The organism is Paenibacillus methanolicus, from assembly GCF_008124765.1.
GTDB lineage: Bacteria > Bacillota > Bacilli > Paenibacillales > Paenibacillaceae > Paenibacillus_Z > Paenibacillus_Z methanolicus.
Map to the genome: position 1 here is coordinate 294,171 of NZ_VNHS01000001.1, position 22,419 is coordinate 316,589.

17 protein-coding genes and 1 pseudogene are annotated in these 22,419 nt (G+C 59.0%); 14 read left to right on the plus strand and 4 right to left on the minus strand.

Annotation, left to right across the window (positions count from 1 at the left end):
* Positions 1-86 precede the first annotated feature (86 nt).
* The 12 genes from BCM02_RS01075 to BCM02_RS01130 all read left to right on the plus strand — a co-directional run bounded on the left by BCM02_RS01075 (position 87) and on the right by BCM02_RS01130 (position 17,384).
* A complete protein-coding gene (locus BCM02_RS01075) occupies positions 87-1,772 on the plus strand; it encodes an extracellular solute-binding protein (protein ID WP_148927206.1) in 1,686 nt (561 codons plus the stop codon).
* 89 nt (positions 1,773-1,861) lie between these two features.
* The gene (locus tag BCM02_RS01080) at positions 1,862-6,700 is read left to right on the plus strand and encodes a X2-like carbohydrate binding domain-containing protein (protein ID WP_148927207.1); all 4,839 of its coding nucleotides are present in this window, start codon (positions 1,862-1,864) and stop codon (positions 6,698-6,700) included.
* A 216-nt stretch (positions 6,701-6,916) separates the two neighbouring features.
* The gene (locus tag BCM02_RS01085; RefSeq protein WP_148927208.1) at positions 6,917-7,618 is read left to right on the plus strand and encodes a DUF554 domain-containing protein; all 702 of its coding nucleotides are present in this window, start codon (positions 6,917-6,919) and stop codon (positions 7,616-7,618) included.
* A gap of 38 nt (positions 7,619-7,656) precedes the next feature.
* Complete coding sequence (locus tag BCM02_RS01090; RefSeq protein WP_148927209.1) at positions 7,657-8,421, plus strand: SDR family NAD(P)-dependent oxidoreductase; 765 nt, start codon at positions 7,657-7,659, stop codon at positions 8,419-8,421.
* A gap of 546 nt (positions 8,422-8,967) precedes the next feature.
* Entirely contained in the window at positions 8,968-10,446 is a 1,479-nt protein-coding gene (locus BCM02_RS01095; RefSeq protein ID WP_148927210.1) for an Lsa family ABC-F type ribosomal protection protein, read from the plus strand.
* A 66-nt stretch (positions 10,447-10,512) separates the two neighbouring features.
* Positions 10,513-10,827 (plus strand): hypothetical protein, encoded by a 315-nt coding sequence (locus BCM02_RS01100; protein WP_148927211.1) that lies wholly within the window; start codon positions 10,513-10,515, stop codon positions 10,825-10,827.
* A gap of 161 nt (positions 10,828-10,988) precedes the next feature.
* Positions 10,989-11,246: a hypothetical protein gene (locus tag BCM02_RS01105; RefSeq protein WP_148927212.1), complete on the plus strand. Its 258-nt coding sequence runs from the start codon at positions 10,989-10,991 to the stop codon at positions 11,244-11,246.
* A 136-nt stretch (positions 11,247-11,382) separates the two neighbouring features.
* Positions 11,383-11,613 carry a hypothetical protein gene (locus tag BCM02_RS01110; RefSeq protein ID WP_148927213.1) on the plus strand — a complete coding sequence of 77 codons (231 nt, stop codon included), beginning with the start codon at positions 11,383-11,385 and terminating at the stop codon, positions 11,611-11,613.
* A gap of 115 nt (positions 11,614-11,728) precedes the next feature.
* A complete protein-coding gene (locus tag BCM02_RS01115) occupies positions 11,729-12,130 on the plus strand; it encodes an Rrf2 family transcriptional regulator (RefSeq protein ID WP_148927214.1) in 402 nt (133 codons plus the stop codon).
* Positions 12,131-12,214: 84 nt separating this feature from the next.
* A complete protein-coding gene (locus tag BCM02_RS01120; RefSeq protein ID WP_148927215.1) occupies positions 12,215-13,696 on the plus strand; it encodes an aminoacyl-histidine dipeptidase in 1,482 nt (493 codons plus the stop codon).
* Positions 13,697-14,299: 603 nt separating this feature from the next.
* Entirely contained in the window at positions 14,300-15,283 is a 984-nt protein-coding gene (locus BCM02_RS01125) for a BtrH N-terminal domain-containing protein (RefSeq protein WP_148927216.1), read from the plus strand.
* Positions 15,284-15,581: 298 nt separating this feature from the next.
* A complete protein-coding gene (locus BCM02_RS01130) occupies positions 15,582-17,384 on the plus strand; it encodes an ABC transporter substrate-binding protein (RefSeq protein ID WP_148927217.1) in 1,803 nt (600 codons plus the stop codon).
* A 32-nt stretch (positions 17,385-17,416) separates the two neighbouring features.
* Here BCM02_RS01130 and BCM02_RS01135 read toward each other — a convergent pair whose 3' ends face one another.
* From BCM02_RS01135 to BCM02_RS01145, 4 genes and pseudogenes are all read right to left on the minus strand, one after another.
* On the minus strand, positions 17,417-17,866 hold the full coding sequence (locus tag BCM02_RS01135) for a VOC family protein (RefSeq protein ID WP_148927218.1): 450 nt from the start codon (positions 17,864-17,866) through the stop codon (positions 17,417-17,419).
* 159 nt (positions 17,867-18,025) lie between these two features.
* Positions 18,026-18,310, minus strand: coding sequence for a hypothetical protein (locus BCM02_RS36245; protein WP_281288134.1), 285 nt, complete (start codon positions 18,308-18,310; stop codon positions 18,026-18,028).
* 79 nt (positions 18,311-18,389) lie between these two features.
* A pseudogene (locus tag BCM02_RS36535) lies at positions 18,390-18,941 on the minus strand (methyl-accepting chemotaxis protein); the annotation flags it as partial.
* A gap of 183 nt (positions 18,942-19,124) precedes the next feature.
* Positions 19,125-20,030 carry a LysR family transcriptional regulator gene (locus tag BCM02_RS01145; protein ID WP_148927220.1) on the minus strand — a complete coding sequence of 302 codons (906 nt, stop codon included), beginning with the start codon at positions 20,028-20,030 and terminating at the stop codon, positions 19,125-19,127.
* A 126-nt stretch (positions 20,031-20,156) separates the two neighbouring features.
* Here BCM02_RS01145 and BCM02_RS01150 point away from each other — a divergent pair, with 126 nt between their 5' ends.
* Together BCM02_RS01150 and BCM02_RS01155 are read left to right on the plus strand one after the other, a co-directional pair.
* Positions 20,157-21,638: a carboxylesterase/lipase family protein gene (locus BCM02_RS01150; protein WP_148927221.1), complete on the plus strand. Its 1,482-nt coding sequence runs from the start codon at positions 20,157-20,159 to the stop codon at positions 21,636-21,638.
* The gene (locus tag BCM02_RS01155) at positions 21,629-22,390 is read left to right on the plus strand and encodes a sulfite exporter TauE/SafE family protein (protein ID WP_148927222.1); all 762 of its coding nucleotides are present in this window, start codon (positions 21,629-21,631) and stop codon (positions 22,388-22,390) included. The genes BCM02_RS01150 and BCM02_RS01155 overlap by 10 nt, the downstream gene beginning before the upstream one ends.
* Positions 22,391-22,419: the final 29 nt, after the last annotated feature.

Sequence of the window (22,419 nt, forward strand, 5' to 3'; positions counted from 1 at the left end):
AGGGGAGATGCCGATGTAGCAGCAAGCGCGCCTGTAAGCAAAGGGGAGTCAGCAAACTAACATCCGTTAAAGGAGAGCGATCGGACATGAGAAGAAAAATGGGGAGTGTTATCGCGATGATTATCGCCGCCGGCCTTCTGGCGACAGCCTGCACGGGCGGCGATAACGGAGGCAACAACGGGACCAACAATGCGGCGCCTGCCGGGAACGTGGCGGCGAGCGGCGGAGGAGAAGCGTCGGCGAAGCCAGTGCCGGTGAAGATTTTCTCGATCCAAGAGACGAACATCGACCTGCCGACGAACAAATTTACCGCTTTCGTGGAAGAGAAGTTCAACCTGAAGATTGACTGGGAGCTGAACCCTTCCGACGGAGCGAAGGAGAAACGACAAATCTCGCTGGCGAGCGGCGACTATCCGGATGCCTACATGCTGCCGGGCTATATCGACCAATTCTCGCAGGCCGACGTGCTGAAATACGGCAAACAGGGCGTACTGCTTCCGCTGAACGGCCTGATCGAGCAGCATGCGCCGAATATCAAGGCCGCGATGGAAGCGCATCCGGATCTGAAGGCGTACAATACCGCGCCGGACGGCAATATTTATGGGCTTGTCGCCTACACGCAGTGCTTCCACTGCTCGTACCCGAACAAAATGTGGCTGAACACCAAATGGCTCGACAAGCTCGGGCTTACAATGCCGAAGACGACCGACGACTTCAAGAAGGTGCTCCAAGCGTTCAAGACGCAGGACCCGAACGGCAACGGCAAAGCGGACGAAGTGCCGCTGTCCGGGTCGATCGAGGATTTCGGCGTACGCATTATCCCGTTCCTGATGAACGGCTTCGTGTACGACGACGACCGCAATTATTTGAACCTGACGAACGGCAAAGTCGAATCCGCGGCCATCAAGCCGGAATGGAAGGAAGGGCTGGCGTACATCAAATCGCTGTACGACGAGAAGCTGATCGATCCGGGCGCCTTCACGCAGAACGCCGAAGCGTTCAAGAAGATCGGCGAGAACGGCGACGCGCAAATTCTCGGCGCCGGCGCGGGCATGCACCCGGCGATCTTCATCAATATCGACAAAGGCAATCAATATTCGGCCGACTATAATCCCGTGCCGCCGCTGACCGGCCCGCACGGCTCCTACGCCACCCACGACGGGGGCGGCGTCATCCCGGGCGCGAAGTTCGTCATCACGAATAAGGCGAGCGAAGAAGCGCAGATCGCCCTGATCAAGATGGCGGACTACATGTTCACGCCGGAAGGGCAGACGAACGGCGCGACCGGCATGAAGGGCATCGATTGGGAAGAGCCGGGCGAAGGCGATAAGGCGCTGGGCGAGAACGTGAAGGCGCAATTCAAGCCGATCGCCGCCGTGGAAGGCGAAGCGCCGCATAATGCGGGGTGGAGCGGCGTTGCGCATTTCTACATGCCCAAGGAGTATCGCGACAGCTTCGTGCAGGCGACGGATATTTACGAATCGACGGGCTACGAGCGCCGTCTGTACAACGCCACGCTTCTCTATGAAGGCAAGGAGCCGAAGGAATTGTTCCCGCTCTGGTCGATCTGGCTCGATCCGGCGGACACCGACGAAGCGAGCATGCTGCAGACGAACATCAAGAATTACATCGAGCAGAACGCGCTTCAATTCGTAACCGGCAACAAGGATCTTGACCAAGATTGGGACGGCTACGTCCAAGGCCTGAAGGATTTGAAGCTTGACCGTTACCTGGAGCTCTTGCAGAAAGCTTACGATTCGTCAAGCAAGTAACGCGATTGCCCGTTTGCCGTGATGGCGGGCGGGCATACCCACCTTAGAACGCGCCCGATGAACATCCGACCGACAAGGAGAGATGCAAGGTGAAGCGTACGATGAGAAAGGCGGGACTCGGACTGCTGCTGGCGGCGGTCGCGATCGGCCAATTCGGCTTCGTTCCGAAGACGCAGGTCGCGCAGGCGGCCGATAACGGCATAGCGCAGAAGCCGTACATGGGCTGGAGCACGTACAGCCTGCAGGTATACGACGGACCGGCCGGCAACTGGACCTCGGCCGAGAAGATCAAGCAGCAGTCAGACGCGATGCGGGATAAATTGCAAGCGCACGGCTATGAATACATCAACATCGACGCCGGCTGGAACGGCGGCATGGACGAATACGGCCGGCCGATCCCAAGCACGACGCTGTACCCGAACGGGTTCCAGGAGGTGATCGATTACGTACATAATAACGGCCAGAAGATCGGCATCTACATGATTCCGGGCTTGACCAAGCAAGCCTACGAAGCGGATCTGCCGATCTATAACGCGCCGGGCTGCAGCATGCGGGACATCGCCGCGCAGCCGCTTCGAACCGCCGATTATTGGAATATCGGATACAAGATGGACTTTACTTCGTCCGAGCACGGCAAGGAATGCGCGCAAGCCTACATCGATTCGCTCGCCGAGCTGATCGCCTCCTGGGGCATCGATTTCCTGAAATTCGATAGCGTAACGCCGGGCTCGGGCCACAACAATACATCGATCGACGCCAGGGACGACGTCGCGGCTTGGTCCAAGGCGCTGGCGAAGCAGGAACATAAGATTTGGTTCGAGCTGTCGTGGGCGCTCGACCATAATTACATCGACTTCTGGCGGGAACACGCCAACGGCTGGCGAGTGAACTGGGACGTGGAATCGTATGATCCGAAGGTCGGGTTGACGCAGTGGGCGAACATCGCCCGGCTGTTCCCGGACGCGGCCCTCTGGTGGCGCGATGCCCGCCCGGGCGGCTGGAACGACTTCGATTCGCTTAACGTCGGCAACGGGGCCATGGACGGCTTGACCAAGGATGAGCGGCAGACGGCGATGACGCTGTGGTCGATGTCTGCGGCGCCGCTCTATATCGGCAACGACATGACCAACCTCGACGAATTCGGCCTGTCGCTGCTCACCAACGACGAAGTCATCGCGGTGAATCAGGCGGGACGCCCGGCGCATCCGGTCTCGATGGAGACGAACCATCAGGTGTGGTACGCCAACAACGGCGACGGGACCTACACGGTGGCCTTGTTCAATCACGGCACGAAAGGGGCGACGGTGACGGCGAACTGGCGCGATATCGGCCTTACCGGCGCGGCAAGCGTTCGAGATTTGTGGAGCCATTCCGAGCTGGGAACGTTCGAGACGGGATACAGCGCGGTGAACCTCGAGCCGCATGCGTCGCGCTTGTTCAAAGTAACCGCCAAGAATGGCACGTCGAGCGTCAACGACGACGATACCGGCATGAACTACGTCGGCAGCTGGGCGCGCAACGGCGGGCGCGAGCAAGCTGCGGGCGCGCAGGAATTGGAGCTTCAAATTCGCGATTCGGGCGCGGAACAACAGCCGGCGGCGGGGACTTCGGCGTCAAGCGAGATCGAGACCGAAGCGGCGTCCTCCTCGGAGGGCGATAGCGGGACGGCCGCTGAAGCGCTAGGCGACGCTGCCCCTAATGCGGGATTAAGAGATGCGAGCGGCGAGACAGCCAGCCAAGCCGCGGCTTCGCGCTTCGTTCTGCTGAACGACGATAACCCCGCGATTGCGTACGCCGGCAACTGGGGCCACAGCACGAACCGGTCTTTCGGCGATTACGCTGCGGATGTGCATTATACCCAGAGGGAAGGCGACTCCTTCAGCTACACGTTCACCGGCACCGGCATCGAGGTGCTCACCGAGAAGGACGAATCGCAGGGCAGCATGGACTTCTACCTGGATGATGCGTTCGTCGAGACGGCGGATACGTCCGGCACCGGTACGCGAGAGGCGCAGCAGACGGTATTCCAAGTCGCGAACCTGCCGATCGGCGAGCATACGCTCAAGGCGGTGAAGCGCACGATCAATGACGGCGACTACATGCTGCTGGACGCGCTCAAAGTGAGGGCGGAAACGTTAGTGGCGCCGGATCGTGCGGAATTCGATCATGCGAATCCAGCGGATCTCGCGTTCGAGCTGCCATTCGGGGGATCCTCGTTGACCGGCATTACGAATGGAGCCGCTTCGCTCGTTAAGGGGACGGATTACGAGGTGAACGGCGGCACGGCGACGCTTCGGCAATCGTACCTGGCTAAGCAGCCGGCTGGAGCGCTTGCGCTCGCCTTCGCCTTCGCGGGCGGCGATACGCAGTATGTCGCGATCAACGTAAGCGGAGCGGCCGAGGCGAACAGCGAGATCGCGCCCAAGACGGCAAGCTTCGATCTGAAGCCATCGGCGCAAGCTGACGTGCAGACGACGTTGACGCTGAACGGCAATGCGCTCGCGGGCATCTCGAACAAAGGCTCGGCGCTCGCGGAAGGCGACGATTATACGATGGCGTACAACGTCGTCACGATCCATCAATCCTATTTGGCCCGGCAATCGGCAGGCACGACGACGCTGACGTTCGCTTTCAGCGCCGGCGCGACGCAGACGCTGACGATCGCGGTCAAAGCCGCGGAACCGGAAGGCGTTCGCTACCAATACGTCAACAACGACGATCCGGCTATTCTCTATACCGGCTCCTGGTCACGCAACTCCGGCAGGGGGATCGGCGATTACAAGGACGATGTTCATTTCACCGAGAAGAGTGGCGACTGGTTCCAATATGCGTTCCGAGGCACGGGCGTCAAGCTCGTGACCGAGCGGGACGAATCGCAGGGCGAGATGGATATCTACATCGACGGCGAACTCAAGGCGACGGTCGATACGTACCACGATGGACGCCAGTCGCTGCAGACCGTCTATGAAATCCAAGGTCTGACCGACGGCCAGCATACGATCAAGGCGGTGAAGAAGTCCGGCACGTTCATGCTGCTCGATATGCTGCAGATCAGCATCCCGTCGCTGATCGATCCGGCGGCAGCCGAATTCGATAAAGCGGAGCAAGACGATATACAGGTCAATCTCCTGGACGATGCGGGCAAGCTCAGCAGCATCTCGAACGAAGCGGCCGAGCTTGATCCCGGCGCGGATTACACGGTTGAAGGACGAACGGTGCTCATCCATAAAGCGTATTTGGCATCATTGCCGCTGGGCAGCGTGAAGCTGAATTTCGCTTTCGAAGGCGACTATCTAGAGGATATTCACGCCACGGCCGAGAACGGCGACTCCTTCACCTATTCATTCAAAGGGAGGGGCGCCGCGCTCTACATGCCGCGAGGACCGGAGCAAGGCGAGGCCGATATTTACGTGGACGGCGAGCTGAAGGAGACGATCAACGCGCACGGCGAGAGCCGCGAATCGCGACAGAAAGTGTTCGCCGTGAGCGGGTTGTCCGTCGGGCTACACACGCTTAAGGCGGTCAAAAAGTCAGGCGCCTTGATGCTCGTCGACCAAATCGTATTCGATGTGGGCGCTTCCGCTACGGGTCCCGGACCGACTAATCCGCCTGTCGTCATCCCGAGAGCGGGAAGCGGCGCCGAGACCGTCTATGGGTATGTTCGCGCGGCCAACGCCGCTAATGACGGCGCGACCAAAGTGCCGGTCACACGCACGGCGCAGGCGGGCGGCTTGAAGCAGGACGACGTCGTGCTCACGGGCGAGCTGGCAGGCATCGCCGCTAAAGTTGCGGCCGAGGCCGGCGCGGATACGGTCGTCCTCGTCATCCCGGACGGGAAGCGGGAGATCGGACGGACGACTATCACGATCGAGCGAGACGCGGTTCGGCGCTTCGCGGACGGGAAGTTGTCGCTAGGCATCGAAGCGTCAGGGGTCGTCCTCACGATTCCGAATACTTCGATTGAAGGGTTCGGCGAGGACCTCACCTTTACATTCGATCCGGTTACGGATGCCGCCGCGCTAGCGAAGCTGCGGACGTCGGCCGAAGCGGCGATCTCCGGCGCTTCTGTTACGGTAGCGAAACTAGCGGGGACGGCGCTCTCAATCAAGACGAATCTCGGCGGAAGGGAAGCGAAGGTGGCCGTGCCGCTCGGCGATCTAGACCTTCCGGCAATGGGCGCGATCATAGGCTTATATCTGGAAGGCGCGGACGGCAAACCGGCATTCATTACGGGTAGCATCGTCGACGATCAGGGCAAGCGGTCGCTGCAAGCGTCGACAACCAGCTTCGGCGTATTGGCGGCCGTCGTGGCGGAGCGCGCGTCGATCGAAAGCCATGAAGCGTATATGATAGGCGTGGATCGTTCGTCGTTCCAGCCGAATCGTTCGCTTACCCGCGCGGAGATGGCGGCAATTCTGTCTAGACTCGCGCCAACATCGTCCAAGGATGCGAGCATCGCATTCTCGGACGTCGATGCCAAGCACTGGGCGGCGAATGCGGTACGCGACGCGGCGAGCGCCGGACTGATGCGCGGCTTCGCGGACGGCACCTTCCGGCCGGATCAGCCGATCACCCGCGCGGAGATGGCCGCCGTGGCCGTGAAGCTGACCAAGGGCGAAGCCGCTCCCGGTGAAGGCTTCGCCGACACGCGCGGCAACTGGGCCGAAGACGCGATTCGTCAGGCGCAACGGGCCGGCATCGTCAAGGGATACGCGGACGGCACGTTCCGTCCGGATCAATCCCTCAGCCGAGCCGAAGCCGTCGTCATCTTGAACCGGGCGCTGAATCGGGGGCCGCTGCGCGGATTAGGAGCGCTGCCGTGGAAGGATGTCCCGGCTGATCACTGGGCGGCTGCGGATATTGCAGAGGCTACCGTCGATCATGGTTTCACGACGGATGCGTCAGTCGGAGAAGTCATCGTTCCGTAAGTTAGGGAACTTGACCCATAAGGGAACGAATCTTAGCCCTTCCGGTGTTCGCCGGAAGGGTTTCCATTAGGGGGCGAAGGTTTGCCGGAATTCGCGGCATGGCGATCCGGGCATCGAACCTATCAAGCTCTCAGCCAAACGACAGGATTTATTTCTGTGCGCATTCCTCCTATAATGAGTAGGCAACCAACTAGATAGAACGACAGGTGAGAAGCTTTGGTATTGTTAGGCACAATGGTTAATGGAGCGGCGATCATCGCCGGCACGCTGCTAGGCATCTTGCTGCGGGGCATTCCGGAAAGCATGAAGAACACGGTCATGCACGCGATCGGATTGGCGCTGCTCGTGCTCGGCGCGCAGATGAGCTTGAAGACGGACAACTTCCTGATCGTACTGCTCAGCTTGGTCATCGGGGCGCTGGCCGGGGAAGCCATCAAACTGGAGGACAAGTTCACGAACGCCGGCTTATGGCTGGAGAAGCGGGTCGGTTCGAAGGAGCCGGGCGCGATCGCGCAAGGTTTCATCACGTCCAGCCTCGTGTTCGTCGTCGGAGCGATGGCGATTCTCGGCGCGCTGGACAGCGGGATGAAGGGGAATCACGACATTTTGTACGCCAAATCGGTCATGGACGGGTTCATCGCGATCGTGCTGACGTCCACGCTCGGCATCGGCGTCCTGTTCTCCGCCATCCCGATTCTGCTGTATCAAGGCGCGATCGCGCTCTTCGCTACGCAGATTACGCGGCTCGTGCCGGATGCGATCATGGACGCCATGATTACGGAGTTGACGGCGGCGGGCGGCATTATGATCCTCGGTATCGGCTTGAATCTGCTCGGCATTACGCGCATCAAGATCGCGAATCTGCTGCCCGGTCTCGTCGCGGCCGCGGCAATGACCGCCGCTCTGCAAGTTTGGTAACTGATCGCAAGACTCAATTCGGAGAGGGGAAACCACGCATGAAATTGGATTTGACCGGCAAAATCGCGTTAGTGACGGGGGCGAGCGGGGATCTCGGACGCGTCATGGTCCGAACGCTCGCGTCCTGCGGCGCCGATATCGTCATTCACTACAACAGTAATGCCGCGAAGGCGGAGGCGCTGCGAGCCGAGGTCGGCGCGATGGGACGCAGAGCCTTGATCGCGCAAGCAGACGTGACCGACCAAGCGTCCATCGAAGCGATGAAAGAAGCGGCCGAGCAGCAGCTTGGCGGCGTCGATATCGTCGTCGCGAACGCGGTCATCCAGTATGCCTGGACGTCCGTTCTGGAGCAGCGGGCCGCGGATTATCAGGGGCAATTCGATTCGTGCGTCATGCAGAGCGTCTATCTGGCGAAAGCGTTCGCGCCGGGCATGATCGCGCGCGGACAAGGCGGCCGCTTCATCGGGATCAATACGGAGTGCGCCATTCAAAATTTCGTGAACCAATCCGCCTACGTGGCTGGGAAACGGGGGATGGACGGCGTCTATCGAGTGCTGGCGCGCGAGATCGGCGAGCACGGCATTACGGTGAACCAGGTGGCGCCTGGCTGGACGATCAGCGACCGGGACCGCGACAAGGGGACGGAGCGCAGCGAAAGCTACGAGAGCACCGTGCCGCTGAAGCGCCGAGGGACCGACCAGGAGATCGCCAACACGGTCGCTTTCCTCGCTTCCGATCTCGCCAGCTTTATTACGGGCGCGTACATACCGGTGGCGGGCGGCAACGTCATGCCTTCGATCTAGCGATCTCGTTCGTCTGAAGCGAGCGTTAAACCTACGTTGGTCGAGTTCAGTTATAGCGATATTTGCCGGGTTGAACTTCGGTAACCGGCTGTGTTAAGATGTGGGTACTTTTACGATTGGGGTTGAAGCGGAACATGAACAAGTAATCTTTCTTGCGACCGATAACAGTGGATTTAACAAGGCCAGGCGATGCGAGCGTTGGATGTAACGCGAATCGCAGCCGGTAATTGCGAACGCCTTTTGGCGTCTGAATACAAGCTAGAATACGTTCGTTCGTATTCGGCAGCTTCGTATTCGGCCGCCACGCATCGCGCTTCGCCGCCATCGGCACCTTGTTGGATCGGTTATTGGCAAGAAAGTTACGCGTTCGTTCCGCTCGACCGTCGGTAACCCTTATCCAAGGCCCGCTTATGCGCGGGGTGGATTTGCGGAATGAAACGAGTTGCGCCGCTTTAATGCAGCGTCAGCCGTTTCGCCCCGGATGGATTCGAGCTGCGAGAAGCGTAACCTTCTTGCGGCTCTTTTATTTTCCAGGGGGGATACCGCATGTCATTGATTAACGTAAGCAACCTGTCCTTCGCGCACGAGGGCAGCTATGATCCTATATTCGAGAACGTCAGCTTTCAGATCGACACCGATTGGAAGCTCGGCTTTACCGGACGGAACGGCAGAGGGAAGACGACGTTCATGAATCTGTTGCTGGGTAAATACGAATATGACGGCACGATATCCGCAAACGTCGGGTTCGAATATTTTCCGTTCCCGGTCGCGGACAAGAAGCAGAACACGATCGACGCGGTCGCCGAGATTTATCCGGATTACGAGCATTGGGAGCTCCTGCGCGAGCTGTCGCTGCTGAAGGTGGACGAAGACGTGCTGTACCGTCCGTTCGAATCGCTATCTAACGGGGAGCAGACGAAGGTGCTGCTGGCTGCTCTATTCCTGAAGGAGAATCGGTTCCTGCTCATCGACGAGCCGACCAACCATCTCGACATGGATGCGCGCCGCATCGTCAGCGACTATCTCAAGTCCAAGCGCGGCTACATTCTCGTCTCGCACGACCGCGCGTTCCTCGATAACTGCGTCGATCATATCCTCTCCATCAACCGGACGAACATCGACATCCAGCGAGGCAACTTCTCCGACTGGTGGGCGAACAAGGAGCGGCAGGACAACTACGAACTGGCCGAGAACGACAAGCTGAAGAAGGATATCAAGCGGCTGTCGGAAGCGGCGAAGCGCACGAGCGGCTGGTCGGACGAAGTGGAGAAGACGAAGAACGGCACGCGCAACTCCGGCTCCAAGGTCGACAAGGGCTACATCGGCCACAAAGCCGCCAAAATGATGAAGCGTTCCAAATCGATCGAGCAGCGCCAACATACGGCGATCGATGAGAAGTCCAAACTGCTGAAGAACATCGAGCAGGCTGACAGCCTGAAGATCGCGCAGCTGAATTACCACAAGCAGCAGCTCGTCGAGCTGGATCGGGTGTCCATCGACTACGGCGGGCGAACGGTATGCCGCGATATCAGTTTCACGATCGAGAAGGGCGACCGCATCGCGCTCTCCGGCAAGAACGGCTCCGGTAAATCGAGCCTTATCAAGCTGATCTGCGGCGAGCCGATCTCGCATGCCGGCACGTTCCGCGTCGGCAGTCAATTGAAAATCTCGTACGTGTCGCAGGATACGTCGCATCTTCAAGGCGATCTGAAGGACTTTGCCCGGCAGCACGGCATCGACGAAAGTTTGTTCAAATCGATTTTGCGCAAGCTGGACTTCGCCCGCGTCCAATTCGAGAAAGACATCGCCTCCTTCAGCGGCGGACAGAAGAAGAAGGTTCTGCTGGCGAAAAGCTTATGCGAGCCTGCTCACCTCCATATATGGGATGAGCCGCTTAACTTCATCGACGTCATCTCCCGCATGCAGATCGAAGAGCTGCTGCTGGAGCACGAACCGACGATTCTATTCGTCGAGCACGACCGCGAATTTTGCGACAATATCGCGACGAAGATCGTTCGCTTGTAGGAGGTACGGCCGCAATTCCGGTTGCGGTCCGGTCCTCCGAAATATTTCCGAAAGGGTGACCGTGCTATGAAAATCCAACTCGTGCTGTTCCTTGCTTCTTCAAGCGAAATCGCGACCTCGCATCTCATGCTGAAGACGTTCACCTCCGACATACGCCCTGTCCGGGGCGATTTGATCGACGATCCCGGCTTCGATCCGCGGTTTCACAACGGGTATGAAGTGGCGAAGGTGACGATCAGCTATGCATCGGAAGAATGCTGGGTTTCGCTGGCGCCGCTGGCCATCGAGGCGGAAGAGATGCCGCTGGCCGACTACAAGGCGAAGCTCGCGGCGAACGGTTGGCGGGAAGTGACGAAGGTCGAGCTGCAGCAGGGCGGATGAACGCTTTTCCGCACGTCGGAACCGAGCGTGTTGAAGAATCGAAAGCAGTCGCGCCGCGCGGTAGCGGCACGAACGCAAGCTTAAGACGCGACGGCGCCTCATAAGCTGTATAGAGCGCTGCGTGAGCGGAGGAGCGCTTCCGTACAAGGGAGGGACGACGAATGTTTATCCTCGCGATTTTGCTGATTCTGTTGGTGTTGTATGTGCTGTATACGAAACGGGAGACGAATGAAGAGATGCTCGGGCTGAAGCTGCTCGGGTACTATATTTTAGGCGCTTTCTCGATCACGATTAATGGGTTGGCGCTGCCGGTCGGTTTCGCGTTAAGCTTCTTCCTCAGGCCGAAGTTCAACGCCGGCATCAAGCGCGGAGCATCGGTATTCGGTTTAATTATGCTTATACTCAACTGGTTGTTGTGACCGCCGTGTAACCGCTTCGGACCATGAAGCGGTTTTTCGCCGTTCTCGCGCCGGGTTGGACGGCGTTAAGACGGGCAACACTAAGGAAAGGAAGGAATGCCCATCACGGCCTGCACGGTAGATGGAGGTGGCAATCATGGCAATACCGTGGTTGGAAATCGGAAAATCGCTCATCTGCGGATTGGCGGTATACGTCGTTTATTTCGTATTCATGCTCGCGGGAGCGGTAACCGGGCGGGCGATTCCCGCGGTAGGCAAGGTCATGGACGCGTTCAACCCGCGCGTCGAATCGCTCGTCGTGAATGTTCTGTTCGTCGTCGTCTTCTTGGTGAGCGCTTATTATTTCGTACTGCCCGAGCTTGACTGAAAGGCATGATGGTCAAGCGCACGGGTCTTGCGGTTCCATCATGGGTTGACGGTGTCCGGCGGCGCAAGCTATGATCGATGGACAACGTCTGAATTTCCGAGGTGACACGCATTCCATGAAATATTCGAAGGCGACGAACTACGCGCTGCATACGATGCTTTATCTTGCGGCGGCCGCTCCGAATAAACCCGTCGGCGTTCAACAGCTGGCGGAGCACCAAGACGTCTCTCCGACGTATCTGTCCAAAATCTTGACGAAGCTCGTAAAAGCCGGCATGATCGAATCGGCTTCCGGCGCGAACGGCGGCTATCGGCTTCGCCGAAACTGGGAACACATCTCGTTCCTCGATATTATCCATGCGATCGAAGGGACGGCGTCCTTGTTCGATTGCAGTCTCGATCACGGGCCCGAATGCCTGGTTCAGCGCGTCGTGCTGGAGGCGGAAGCCAAGATGGAGTCGCATCTGCGCGATCAAACGTTAGCCCGGCTCGTGTCCGAACAGAAGATCGGTCGGTAAGGATCGGTCTTCTTTGACATGTCCGCGGATCGGAAGCCCCGGCCGCGAGTAGCATTTTACATAACACCGCCTAGGAGGATACCTATGAACGATCAACCAGTCTACACGGGCGACAGCCTCGTCCTTCGGCATTTTGAGCGATTGTCCGCGATACCGCGCGGATCCGGCCACGAGAAGGCGATCAGCTATTACGTCGCGGATTTCGCGCGGCAGCGCAATTGCGAAGTGCTGCAGGACGACCGGCACAATCTCATTATTCGAAAGCCGGCCGCGCCGGGGTACGAATCGTCGCCGCCCGTCATATTCCAAGGCCACCTCGACATGGTGTGCGAGAAGAACAAAGGCACGGAGCATGACTTCGACCGCGATCCGATCCGATTCCGTCTAGAAGGCGATCTGCTGTACGCGCAAGGCACGACGCTCGGCGGGGATAACGGCATTGCGGTCGCCGCGGCAATGGCGATCATCGATACGTCGGACATGGCGCATCCGGAGCTCGAAATTCTGCTGACGACGGAGGAAGAGACGAGTATGGGCGGCGCCTTCCATCTCGACGCTTCGCCCCTTGCCGGCCGTATGATGATCAACTTCGATTCGGACCGGGAAGGAATCTTGTTCGTGAGCAGCGCCGGCGGCATCAACACGTACCATTCGGTGCCGATCGTCTGGCGGGCGGTCGAACCGAGCGAAGGGGAACCGTTCACGATCAGCGTGCAGGGTCTGAAAGGCGGCCATTCCGGCGACGATATCATCCACGAGCGGGGCAACGCGAACAAGCTGCTCGGCAGAGCGCTGGACGAATTGCGGCGGCATGCGACCTTCGCGCTCGCGGGCGTGACCGGCGGGGCGAAAGTCAACGCGATCCCGCGGGAAGCGGAAGCGGGTATTTATCTGGACGCCGCTAACTTGACCATAGCGGAAGCGAGAATCGCCGAGCTGAACGCGATCCTGCAAGGCGAATTCCAGGTGAGCGACAGCGGCGTGTCGGTCACGCTTACGCCGGGCATCGACGAATCGGCTCATGTCGCATCGGCCGGGCGCGTCTTCGCGGAGGAGACGAAGGCGCTCGTCATACGGCTGCTGGCGCTCATCCCGAGCGGCGTCTTGAGCATGGACAAAGCGATTCCGAACCTCGTTCGCACGTCTTCCAATCTTGGCGTCGTCGCGACTTCCGAGGAGGAGGTCGTGATGCAAAGCCTGGCGCGCAGCTCGCACCGATCGCAGGTTTACGACGTGCTGCGGATCATGTCGACGCTGGCCGAGACGGCCGGCTGCCAATTTCGCCAAGACGATTATTTCCCCGGATGGCCATACCGCGCGGATTCGAAACTTCGTCCGGTCTGCGAATCGGCGTACGAACGCCGCTTCGGACAACCGATCGAGATCAGGGCGATTCATGCCGGACTCGAATGCGGCGTGCTGATTGAGAAAATGCCCGATCTCGATGCCGTCTCGTTCGGCCCGAATCTGTACGGGATCCATACGCCGGAGGAGCACTTGTCCATTTCGTCCGTCGAACGGACGTGGGACTATTTGCAAGATGTGCTGCGCGAGCTGAAGGGATAAAAGATTGGTTTAAGCATTGGCCTCCGTTCCTGAAAGGGAACGGAGGTTTTTTGTTGTTGTGAAAAAACGCAAAGCGTGTCCGTGGAAGCGGACGAAAGCGAAGGTCAGCTGAGCGTAAAGAAGGAGCATAAAATACCCAAATGTGACATCAGGACAAAAAACGCGGCAGAGGGGGAAAGGGAAGAGGGAGGGGAACTTGGTACTGATGACCTGGAATTAGAGTAAGCCCATGCGCGCATGGAGCTTTGTCCGCAAGGACAAAAGCGTGCCCGGCTCAAGCCCAATCGCCGACCGCGAACAATCGTAATGGCACGAAAACGGGTGTCCAGAGGGCGGAGCCCTTTGGTTCCCCTCAGCGGAGGGGGAAGGGGGAGGAAACTCACGACAGCTTTCAACAAAAAGACCCTCTATCCATAACGCCGGACGGACTCTATAATTAGTCTGCCGTACTTACAACGATTAACAGATTTGACTGCAATCGCATACGAGGATGTTCGCGCGTCCGATTCTGGCGCATGCGAGCATTTGACCGCAGCGGATTAAAGGAGGTTAGACAGAAACGGGTTTTCGACTATACCATCCACGGGGGAGAGGAAGCTGACGATGATACCGATCGTTCCGATTCGGGGGATCAGCACGACTTGTTTTCAAGATTTGATAGTGTCGGTTGCGACGTATTGGGAACGGGAATACGCCTTCATATTCGCGGAATCGCTGAACGTCCGGTTCGAGCCGGAACCGGGGCGGCTGCTAGGGGCGGCCATCCGGACGGACAAACACACGTCGCTGGATTTGTTGTGCCGCTACACGGGAATGGAGCTGCGGCAGCGAAGCTGCGCGGATTCGGGCGAAGCGCTGGCGGTCGTTCGTTCGGAGCTCGCGGAAGGACGCCCCGTAGCCATCGAATTCGATGCCTATTGGAATCCTTGGGGCAACAAAGCCGCGTATCAACAGGTGCATAGCGAGCATATTTGTCTGGTGACCGGCTTCGACGCGGACGGCGAATCGCTGCTGTGCATCGATCCGACCTTCAGCGTCGGGCAGGAACGACTGCCGCTCGATCACTTCATGAACGGGAACCGCGGCGGCTTAATCACCGTGAGCCGGCATGATCCGGTTGAACCCGAACCGCTCGATCTCATGCGCCGTATCGCGGCCAAATATCAAGAGAGTCGTAACGCCGAAGCCATTCACGCGATTGCGAATGCCATCCGCGGTTCAGCCAGTCTGGCCGAAGAGTTCGAGCAGGTGTTCGACTTCTGGGCGAGCCCCTTGTTCCAGAAGCTGGATACGATTTATTACGCGCGGCATTACTTGAGCGAGACGACCGCGCTGCTGATTCAGCGCGGCCCGGAGCCTTCTCTTGGCCAGCCGCTCGATAGAATTCGGCGGATTAGCGACCAGCTGACCAAGGACTGGGACGTCGTGCAGAAGCTGCTGATCAAGCACTACGGCGTGCGCGCCGCGAAGAAGGAGGAGCGTGCGCTGCAGCAGCTATCGCAGCGGATCGCGGCGAATGCCGCTCTGGAAGCGGAGTTGGAGCAGGCTCTCGGGGCTATGGCGGAGGCGACGCGTCCGGTGTGCTGAACGATCCGTAACAGTCGAGAATTGCGTTCGTTCACAATGGAGCAGGACTGCGACGGCAGCTCGGCGCGGAGATGGGTTTCAATCCAGTAGACGACACAAAAGACGATCCTGCCCTTAGGATCGTCTTTTCTCTTTCTGCCCGCATATCGGGACGTCCGTTAACATTCCCTCGCAGTTGTTTAAAAGGAGCAACGTGATACACGCTGAAAATTAGCCTTCCCCTTTAGATCCAAGAAGGTATACTGGTGAGAGATCGAATAGAGCGAAATGATTAGGATTTCTATAGGGGGGAGCGCAATTGGTTCTGGAAGAACGGTATGTGCAATTGTACGAATCGCGTACTCGCGATCATGCGATCGGGGAGGATTACGACATTACGCTGGACGAGCTGGCGGAACTATGGACGTGCTCGAGACGCAACGTGAAGCTCATTATCCGAAGAATGGAGGAGGAAGGGCTGATTCGATGGCAGGCGGGGCTGGGACGCGGACATCGCTCTCGAATCGCTTTCCGGACGGAGCTGGAGAGCTACTTGCTGGATCTGGCGATCAAACGGGCATCCGGCGGCGCGTATAAAGCGGCGATCGAGCTGCTGGAGCGATACGGCCGGCATACCGGAGCGAACCGCAAATTCATGGAGTGGCTGAGCGGACGATTCGGATTTCAGCAGGAGGACGGAGGACCGGTAGGAATGGACATGCTCCGGTTGCCGATTTATCGATCGGTCATTACGCTTGATCCCGCGGAGGCGTTCTACGTGTTCGATTCGCATCTGATCCGGCAGCTATTCGATCGGCTGGTTCGGTTCGATATCGACTCGAATCAGATCGTGCCGGGTATCGCGCATGATTGGAAGTCCGAGCAGGACGGGAAGGTATGGACGTTCTATCTGCGCAAAGGCGTTCGCTTCCACCACGGCCGCGAGCTGACGTCAGACGACGTCGCGTTCTCCATCGAAAGACAGCGCGCTTCCAGACCGGATAATTGGCTATTCCGCAGTTTGCTCGAGGTTGTGCCGATCGGTCCGCTGGTCGTCCGGTTTCAACTCCGAGGGCCGAATTTCATGCTGCCGCGGCTGCTCTGCGCCACGTCCATGTCGATCGTGCCCAAGGAGCTCGTATCGCAGCAACCGGAGTTCTGGCGGCTGCCCGTCGGATCAGGGCCGTTTCGGCTTTCCGTCTGGGCCGAGGACCGCATCGTGCTCGAAGCGCATCCGGCGTTTTTTGAAGGCCGCCCGCATTTGGATCTCGTCGAGCTGATTCTGCTTCCCGATGATGCGCCGATCTCCGACAGGTCGCGCAATTGGGGGCAGCTGCTCATGGACCACGAGCTGGTGGAGAAGCCGCCCGAGAGCGGGTGGGTCCTCAAGGAGAAGCTATGGAAGGGCTGCACCGTGCTCGCTTGGAATATGCGCAAGGACGGACCGCATCGCCATCCCACATTCCGCAAGGCCGTCGACCACGTGCTCGACCGAAGCGGAATGCTTCGGCTTACCGCCGTCCAACGCGGGGTGCCGGCGTCCGGCTTCCGCGTGCCGGAGACCGGAGAAGACGTCATCGACGATCACGATCCCGCGCTTGCAGTAGAATTGTTGTCCGAAGCGGGGTACGCCGGGGAGCCGATTACGCTTGTGACGTACAGCATTCACGAGCGGGATGCGGAGTGGATTCGCGATCGGTGCGCGGAAGCGGGCATACCGGTACGCATCCGACTGGAATCATGGCGGTCGATCCGGCGCAAGGAGGCAATCGCAGACGAAGATTGCCTATTGTACGGCGTTGGCTTGGGGGATGGGGAGGCGGACGTCATCGAGGTTTATGAGCAGCCGGATGGCTTTATCCCCGCTTATATGGAACCCGATTTGAAGGCATGGGTCGGGGAGCAAGTCGACCTGGTCTTGTCGAAGCGCGATGAGCAAGAACGCGCTCGAGTTCTTGGCGGAATCGAGCGCCGTATGCGCGAAGAAGCGCATCTGCTATTCCTGCTGCACAAGAAGCTGACGACGTACATTCACCCGGCGGTCAAAGGCGTGCGGTTTAATTCGCTCGGCTGGATCGATTTCAACCGGGTGTGGATCGATTCGACGGAGGCCGTGACGTAGGAGTAGACTTGCGACAAGAAGGACTGGCAGCGTTAGCGTTCGAGCTGTTCCGCCAAGCCGATTAGAAGTCCGTCTTTTCCGCGAATGTAGCAGAGCCGATACGAGTTCTCGTACTGTACCACTTCGCCAACGAGTTGAGCGCCATGCTTCGTAAGTCTGGCTACCAGATCGTCGATGTCTTCGACGGTGAACATGACGCGTAGATAACCGAGGGCATTTACAGGAGCAGTTCGGTGATCTGATATAGGAGGCGGGGCGACAAATCGTGAAAGTTCAAGTCGGCTGTGGCCATCTGGGGTAACCATCATAGCAATCTCTACATTCTGTGAACCCAGCCCGGTTACGCGGCCGGCCCATTCACCTTCGACCGTAGCTCGCCCTTCAAGCTTCAAGCCAATTTCCTCGAAGAAAGAAATTGCGTCATCAAGGGATTCGACGACGATGCCGACATTGTCCATTCGCAGTAATTTGTTTTCTGCCATCGTATTTATCTCCTTATGTACCAATGTATAACCTAATCCGATCCTCTTCATCTGTCATTCTATCAAGAAATACGAAGTGCTTCCAAACAAAAATGAAAAGCCGCGCCGCTTATAGACGGCGCAGCCGTTTCACCTTGCCCATGGCATGCCATGTCCGGATTAGATTTTGAACTTGGAGACGGCCTGCAGCAGCTTCGCAGCGGTCTCTTCCGTACCGCGCATCATATCGGTCAACTTCTCGGATCGGCCCATCATCTCGGATGTTTTCTCCGCGATGTACTGCGTGCCTTCCGCATTCTCGTTGTTGGATACGGATACTTCCTGAATGGATTGCGCCACGTTCTGAATCGAGGCGAGCAGCTCTTCGGCCATCGCGCTGAAGTCCGTAACGAGGTATTGGATCGATCCCGCGTCCTTGTAATATTGCTCGCCGTTCACGACCATTGCGTTTATTATCCCGGATGACGGTCGTATCGATGAACGAGAGCGCCTTCTCGGAGCTTCTCGTCAGCGCGTTCACCGAGCCCATGACTTGGCTGGCCACCTGTTGGATTTCGCTCGCCGTCTTCGCCGAGTTCTCGGCCAGCTTGCGAATTTCGTCGGCGACGACCGCGAAGCCTTTGCCGGCTTCGCCCGCGCGGGCGGCTTCGATTGCGGCGTTAAGCGCAAGCAAGTTCGTCCGTGACGTAATATCGAGAATCGAGTCGGTCAGCACGTGGATCTGCTCGACGGCCTTCGCTTGTTCGATCGCGGCTCTCGAGTCGGCTTGAATCTCGCCGTGGATATCCTGGGCCGTGTCGCGGGAAGTCACCGCCGATTCCTTCAACTGCTCGGCGCGGTCCGAGATTTCTTCGGCCATTGCGGAGCCGTCCTGAGCCTTGACGGCGATCGAGGCTTGATTTCCGTAGAAGTCGCGTTCATCTGCTGCGCCATGGCCGCGGTCTCTTCCATGCCGGCCGACATTTGCTCGGTTGTCGCGGATACTTCTTCGACCTGAGACGCCAAGGAATTCATGTTGGCCGAAGAGCGCGTAATCGAAATCCATCTCGCTGTAATTCGGCGTGCTCTTCAACATTTGCTGCAGCGCGCCGATCTTCGTATTCAGCCACCGATCCGTCGCCGCCGCGTTGCTCTCCGCAAGCTCGATCTCCTAGGTGTTGATGGTGGTTGTCAGCTGGAGTAAGGAGATATATCGTCCCGTATGATCGCAAAGTTGCGAGGAATAGAAAACCATTGCGCGATCCAAGTTATCGGGAGCCTATGGATGCATGCCGTTCTCTAACCGATGCGAATCGGCGAGCTTCGCGAAATACCGGACCGTAAAATCCCGGAACCTCGAGACGGACTGCGTCATGTATCGTTCTTCCGGCCAAGATAGCGAAATCGAGCGTCTGCAATAATTCTCCGACAGCCGGAGCTGCACAACGTCGGGACCGGTCGACCCGCCCCAAGTAATGGCTGGGAGGAACGCGACGCCTTGCCCGGCGCGGATGAGGCCGCGCACGGTGGCAGGATCGTCGCTCTCGAACCGGATGAGCGGCGAGTATCCGGCCAAGCGGCAGAACGCATCCGTCGTCTCGCGCAGCGAGGAACCGGGCGGCAGCGTGATGAAGCTTTCCTGCTTCAGTTCCTTCAAGCTGACCTGCGCGCGATCGGCGAGCGGATGCCCGGCCGGCACGGCGACGACGATCTCCTCCTCCAGCAGCAAGACGGACGACCCTGTCGGAGGGACAGCGCCGTCCGACAGACACAGATCGAACTGCGGCGCGCCTTCATCCGCGTGCGCGGCGTGCTGCAGCAGATGAAACTGCGCCTGCGGCCATTCTTTGCGAAATTCGGCCAGCAGGTCCGGCAGCAAGTGGGACGAGACGCGGACGTCCAGCGTGACGAGAGGGGGCGATTCGCCAACCTCGTCCTGCAGCTTGCGTTTCGCGTCCTCCAGCGACTGCAGCGCGATATCCACATGCCGCAGGAACAGCTTGCCGTGTTCGCTCAAGCGAATCGATTTGTTCGAGCGCTCGAACAGCTTCGCGCCGAGCTCGGCTTCAAGCGATGCGATCATTTTGCTCAACGCCGGCTGCGAGATATGGAGACTATGGGCAGCCTTGGTCATATGCTGCATTCGGGCGGCGGTCTGAAAATACTTCAACTGCAGCAGCTCCATCCGATTTCCTCCTTGTCACTCTTGTCATAACTTTAAAGTTATGATGATTATAAATAAATATATATTAGGGTTCATATCGAATGGAAGCTATAATGGTCACAACACCGATAAACAGGAGAAGATGACATGCTAGTACAGACTTGTTCGGGGTTGGTCCGGGGCGCCCAACTAGATGGAGCCTTCGTATTCCGGGGCATCCCTTATGCGGCTCCGCCCACGGGCGAACTTCGGTTCAAAGCCCCGGCGCCGGCTCGGCCATGGCAGGGCATTCGGCATTGCGATCATTTCGGTCCGATCGCTCCGCAGAAAGGCGATCCGAACGGATTCTTGCCCGAACTTCCGCAATCCGAAGATTGCTTGACTTTGAATGTATGGACGACCGGTCCGGCTGAAGTTCTCAAGCCTGTCCTGTTCTATATCCATGGAGGCGGCTTCGTCTCCGGCAAAGGGGCGGATTGCGACGGTCGCCGATATGCGGCCGAGGATGGCCTCGTATACGTATCGATCAATTACCGTCTTGGCGCCCTAGGTTTTCTATATCTAGGCGAGCTGCTGGGCGAAGCGTTCGCAACTTCGGGCAATACCGGCATGCTCGATATCGTCGCCGCCTTGCAATGGGTACGGCGGAATATCGCCGCTTTCGGCGGAGATCCGTCGAGAGTGACGGCCATCGGCAACTCGGCCGGAGCCAAATGCGCGGCGACGCTCTACACGATGGAAGCCGCTCGCGGATTGTTCGCCGGCGTGATCGCGCAGAGCGGCGCCACGCAATCGATTCGCGATCGGAGCACCGCGAACGTGACCGCGCAGCGGCTATTGGATGAATTGGGCCTGGCGCGCGCCGAGGCGCATCAATTGCTGGAGCTGCCGGCCGAGCGGCTGATCGAGGCGCAGTCGGCGATCGGCTTCGATACGTCGCGAAGCCTGCACATGTTCGGACCGGTGGCGGACGGACGGGTTATACCGGACGACCCGCTCGGAAGCATGAATAGCGTCAGCGGAGGCAGCATGCCGCCGCTGTTAATCGGGTCGAACGAAGACGAAGCGGCGATATTCATTCAGGGTGACCCGCTGCTCGCCCCGCCGTCGCCAGACGTTGCAGATCGGCTGTTCGGCGCGAACGCGCCTATCGTATGGGTGAGTTATCGGCGATACTCGGAGAGTATGCCATCCGCGGAAGCATGGAGACGTACGTTATCCGAGCATCTCTATACGATCGGCGCCATGCAGTTCGCGGCGGCGGTTTCCGACGCGGGCGCCAAGGCGTGGGTGTACCGGCTTCGCTGCGGCGGATCGCTCGGAGCGATCCACGGTTACGAGAGCAGTCTGATTAACGGCCTGCATGACGCGGGCATGACGGCTAATCCGGAGGATCCGTTTGCGGTCGCGCCCGAGTATTATCCATTGGCGCGAAGCATGCGGGCGGCATGGGTCGCTTTCGCGAAGACGGGCAATCCGAACGTTGCTCAGCTTCCGGAGTGGCCGACGTACGGAGCGAACCGTTCCACGATGGTGCTTGACCGGCAATGCCGCGTGGGCGAGGACTTGCCGGAGCCGGCCGGAGCGGCCGTGACCCACCAGGTATGGAGGATCTCCGCATGCAGCTGATCGAGATTTCGCTTGTCATGATTTTACTTGGACTTCTGCTTGGATTCGTCGGCGCGGGCGGCTCCGGGTTTATTATCGCCATTCTGACCGTCGTGTTCGGCTATCCGATTCATACGGCGCTCGGGACGGCGCTCGCGGCCATGTTCTTCTCTTCGTTGTCCGGATCGGTCAGTCATTACCGGGAAGGGAACATGGTGTTGAAGACCGGTATCCTCGTCGGCGCGTCGGGCGCGATGGGGGCGTGGTTCAGCTCCGGATGGTCGTCGTTCATTCCCGAGGAGAAGCTCGGTTGGATGACGTCCGGCATGCTATTCGCCTCCGGGCTCGCCTTGTGGTTCAGAATGGCCTTCATGGGGAAGCAGGCTGCTCAAAACGGCGTTCCTGCGGCGACGATCACGTGGCGGTACGCGGTCAATGCCGTGCTGGTCGGAGGCGTAACGGGGGCGCTGTCGGGCTTGTTCGGCATCGGCTCCACGCCGTTCATTCAGCTCGGGCTGATGGTGCTGCTCGGCTTGCCGATGCGGTATGCGGCCGGCACGACGATGCTCGTCATCATCCCGATCGCGTTGGCCGGAGGGGCGGGCTACTTCACGCTGGGCTACCTGGACGTACCGCTGCTCCTCGCGGTCGTGGCCGGGACGATGTCCGGTTCCTACGTCGGCGCGAAATTCACGAAGCGCGTGCCGGTCGCATGGCTGAAGGTATGCATGGTCGTCACCCCGATGATCGGGGCGACGATCTTGCTGCTATAGCAGCGCGAGCAAGACCCGAATACGATTGA

Bases quoted from the DNA above. Each gene is read 5' to 3' on its own strand.
- BCM02_RS01125 (WP_148927216.1), top strand. From the start codon at position 14,300: ATGATACCGATCGTTCCGATTCGGGGGATCAGCACGACTTGTTTTCAA.
- BCM02_RS01155 (WP_148927222.1), top strand. From the start codon at position 21,629: ATGCAGCTGATCGAGATTTCGCTTGTCATGATTTTACTTGGACTTCTG.
- BCM02_RS01115 (WP_148927214.1), top strand. From the start codon at position 11,729: ATGAAATATTCGAAGGCGACGAACTACGCGCTGCATACGATGCTTTAT.
- BCM02_RS01145 (WP_148927220.1), bottom strand. From the start codon at position 20,030: ATGGAGCTGCTGCAGTTGAAGTATTTTCAGACCGCCGCCCGAATGCAG.
- BCM02_RS01075 (WP_148927206.1), top strand. From the start codon at position 87: ATGAGAAGAAAAATGGGGAGTGTTATCGCGATGATTATCGCCGCCGGC.
- BCM02_RS01095 (WP_148927210.1), top strand. From the start codon at position 8,968: ATGTCATTGATTAACGTAAGCAACCTGTCCTTCGCGCACGAGGGCAGC.
- BCM02_RS01090 (WP_148927209.1), top strand. From the start codon at position 7,657: ATGAAATTGGATTTGACCGGCAAAATCGCGTTAGTGACGGGGGCGAGC.
- BCM02_RS36245 (WP_281288134.1), bottom strand. From the start codon at position 18,310: ATGGTCGTGAACGGCGAGCAATATTACAAGGACGCGGGATCGATCCAA.
- BCM02_RS01150 (WP_148927221.1), top strand. From the start codon at position 20,157: ATGCTAGTACAGACTTGTTCGGGGTTGGTCCGGGGCGCCCAACTAGAT.
- BCM02_RS01120 (WP_148927215.1), top strand. From the start codon at position 12,215: ATGAACGATCAACCAGTCTACACGGGCGACAGCCTCGTCCTTCGGCAT.
- BCM02_RS01100 (WP_148927211.1), top strand. From the start codon at position 10,513: ATGAAAATCCAACTCGTGCTGTTCCTTGCTTCTTCAAGCGAAATCGCG.
- BCM02_RS01110 (WP_148927213.1), top strand. From the start codon at position 11,383: ATGGCAATACCGTGGTTGGAAATCGGAAAATCGCTCATCTGCGGATTG.
- BCM02_RS01105 (WP_148927212.1), top strand. From the start codon at position 10,989: ATGTTTATCCTCGCGATTTTGCTGATTCTGTTGGTGTTGTATGTGCTG.
- BCM02_RS01135 (WP_148927218.1), bottom strand. From the start codon at position 17,866: ATGGCAGAAAACAAATTACTGCGAATGGACAATGTCGGCATCGTCGTC.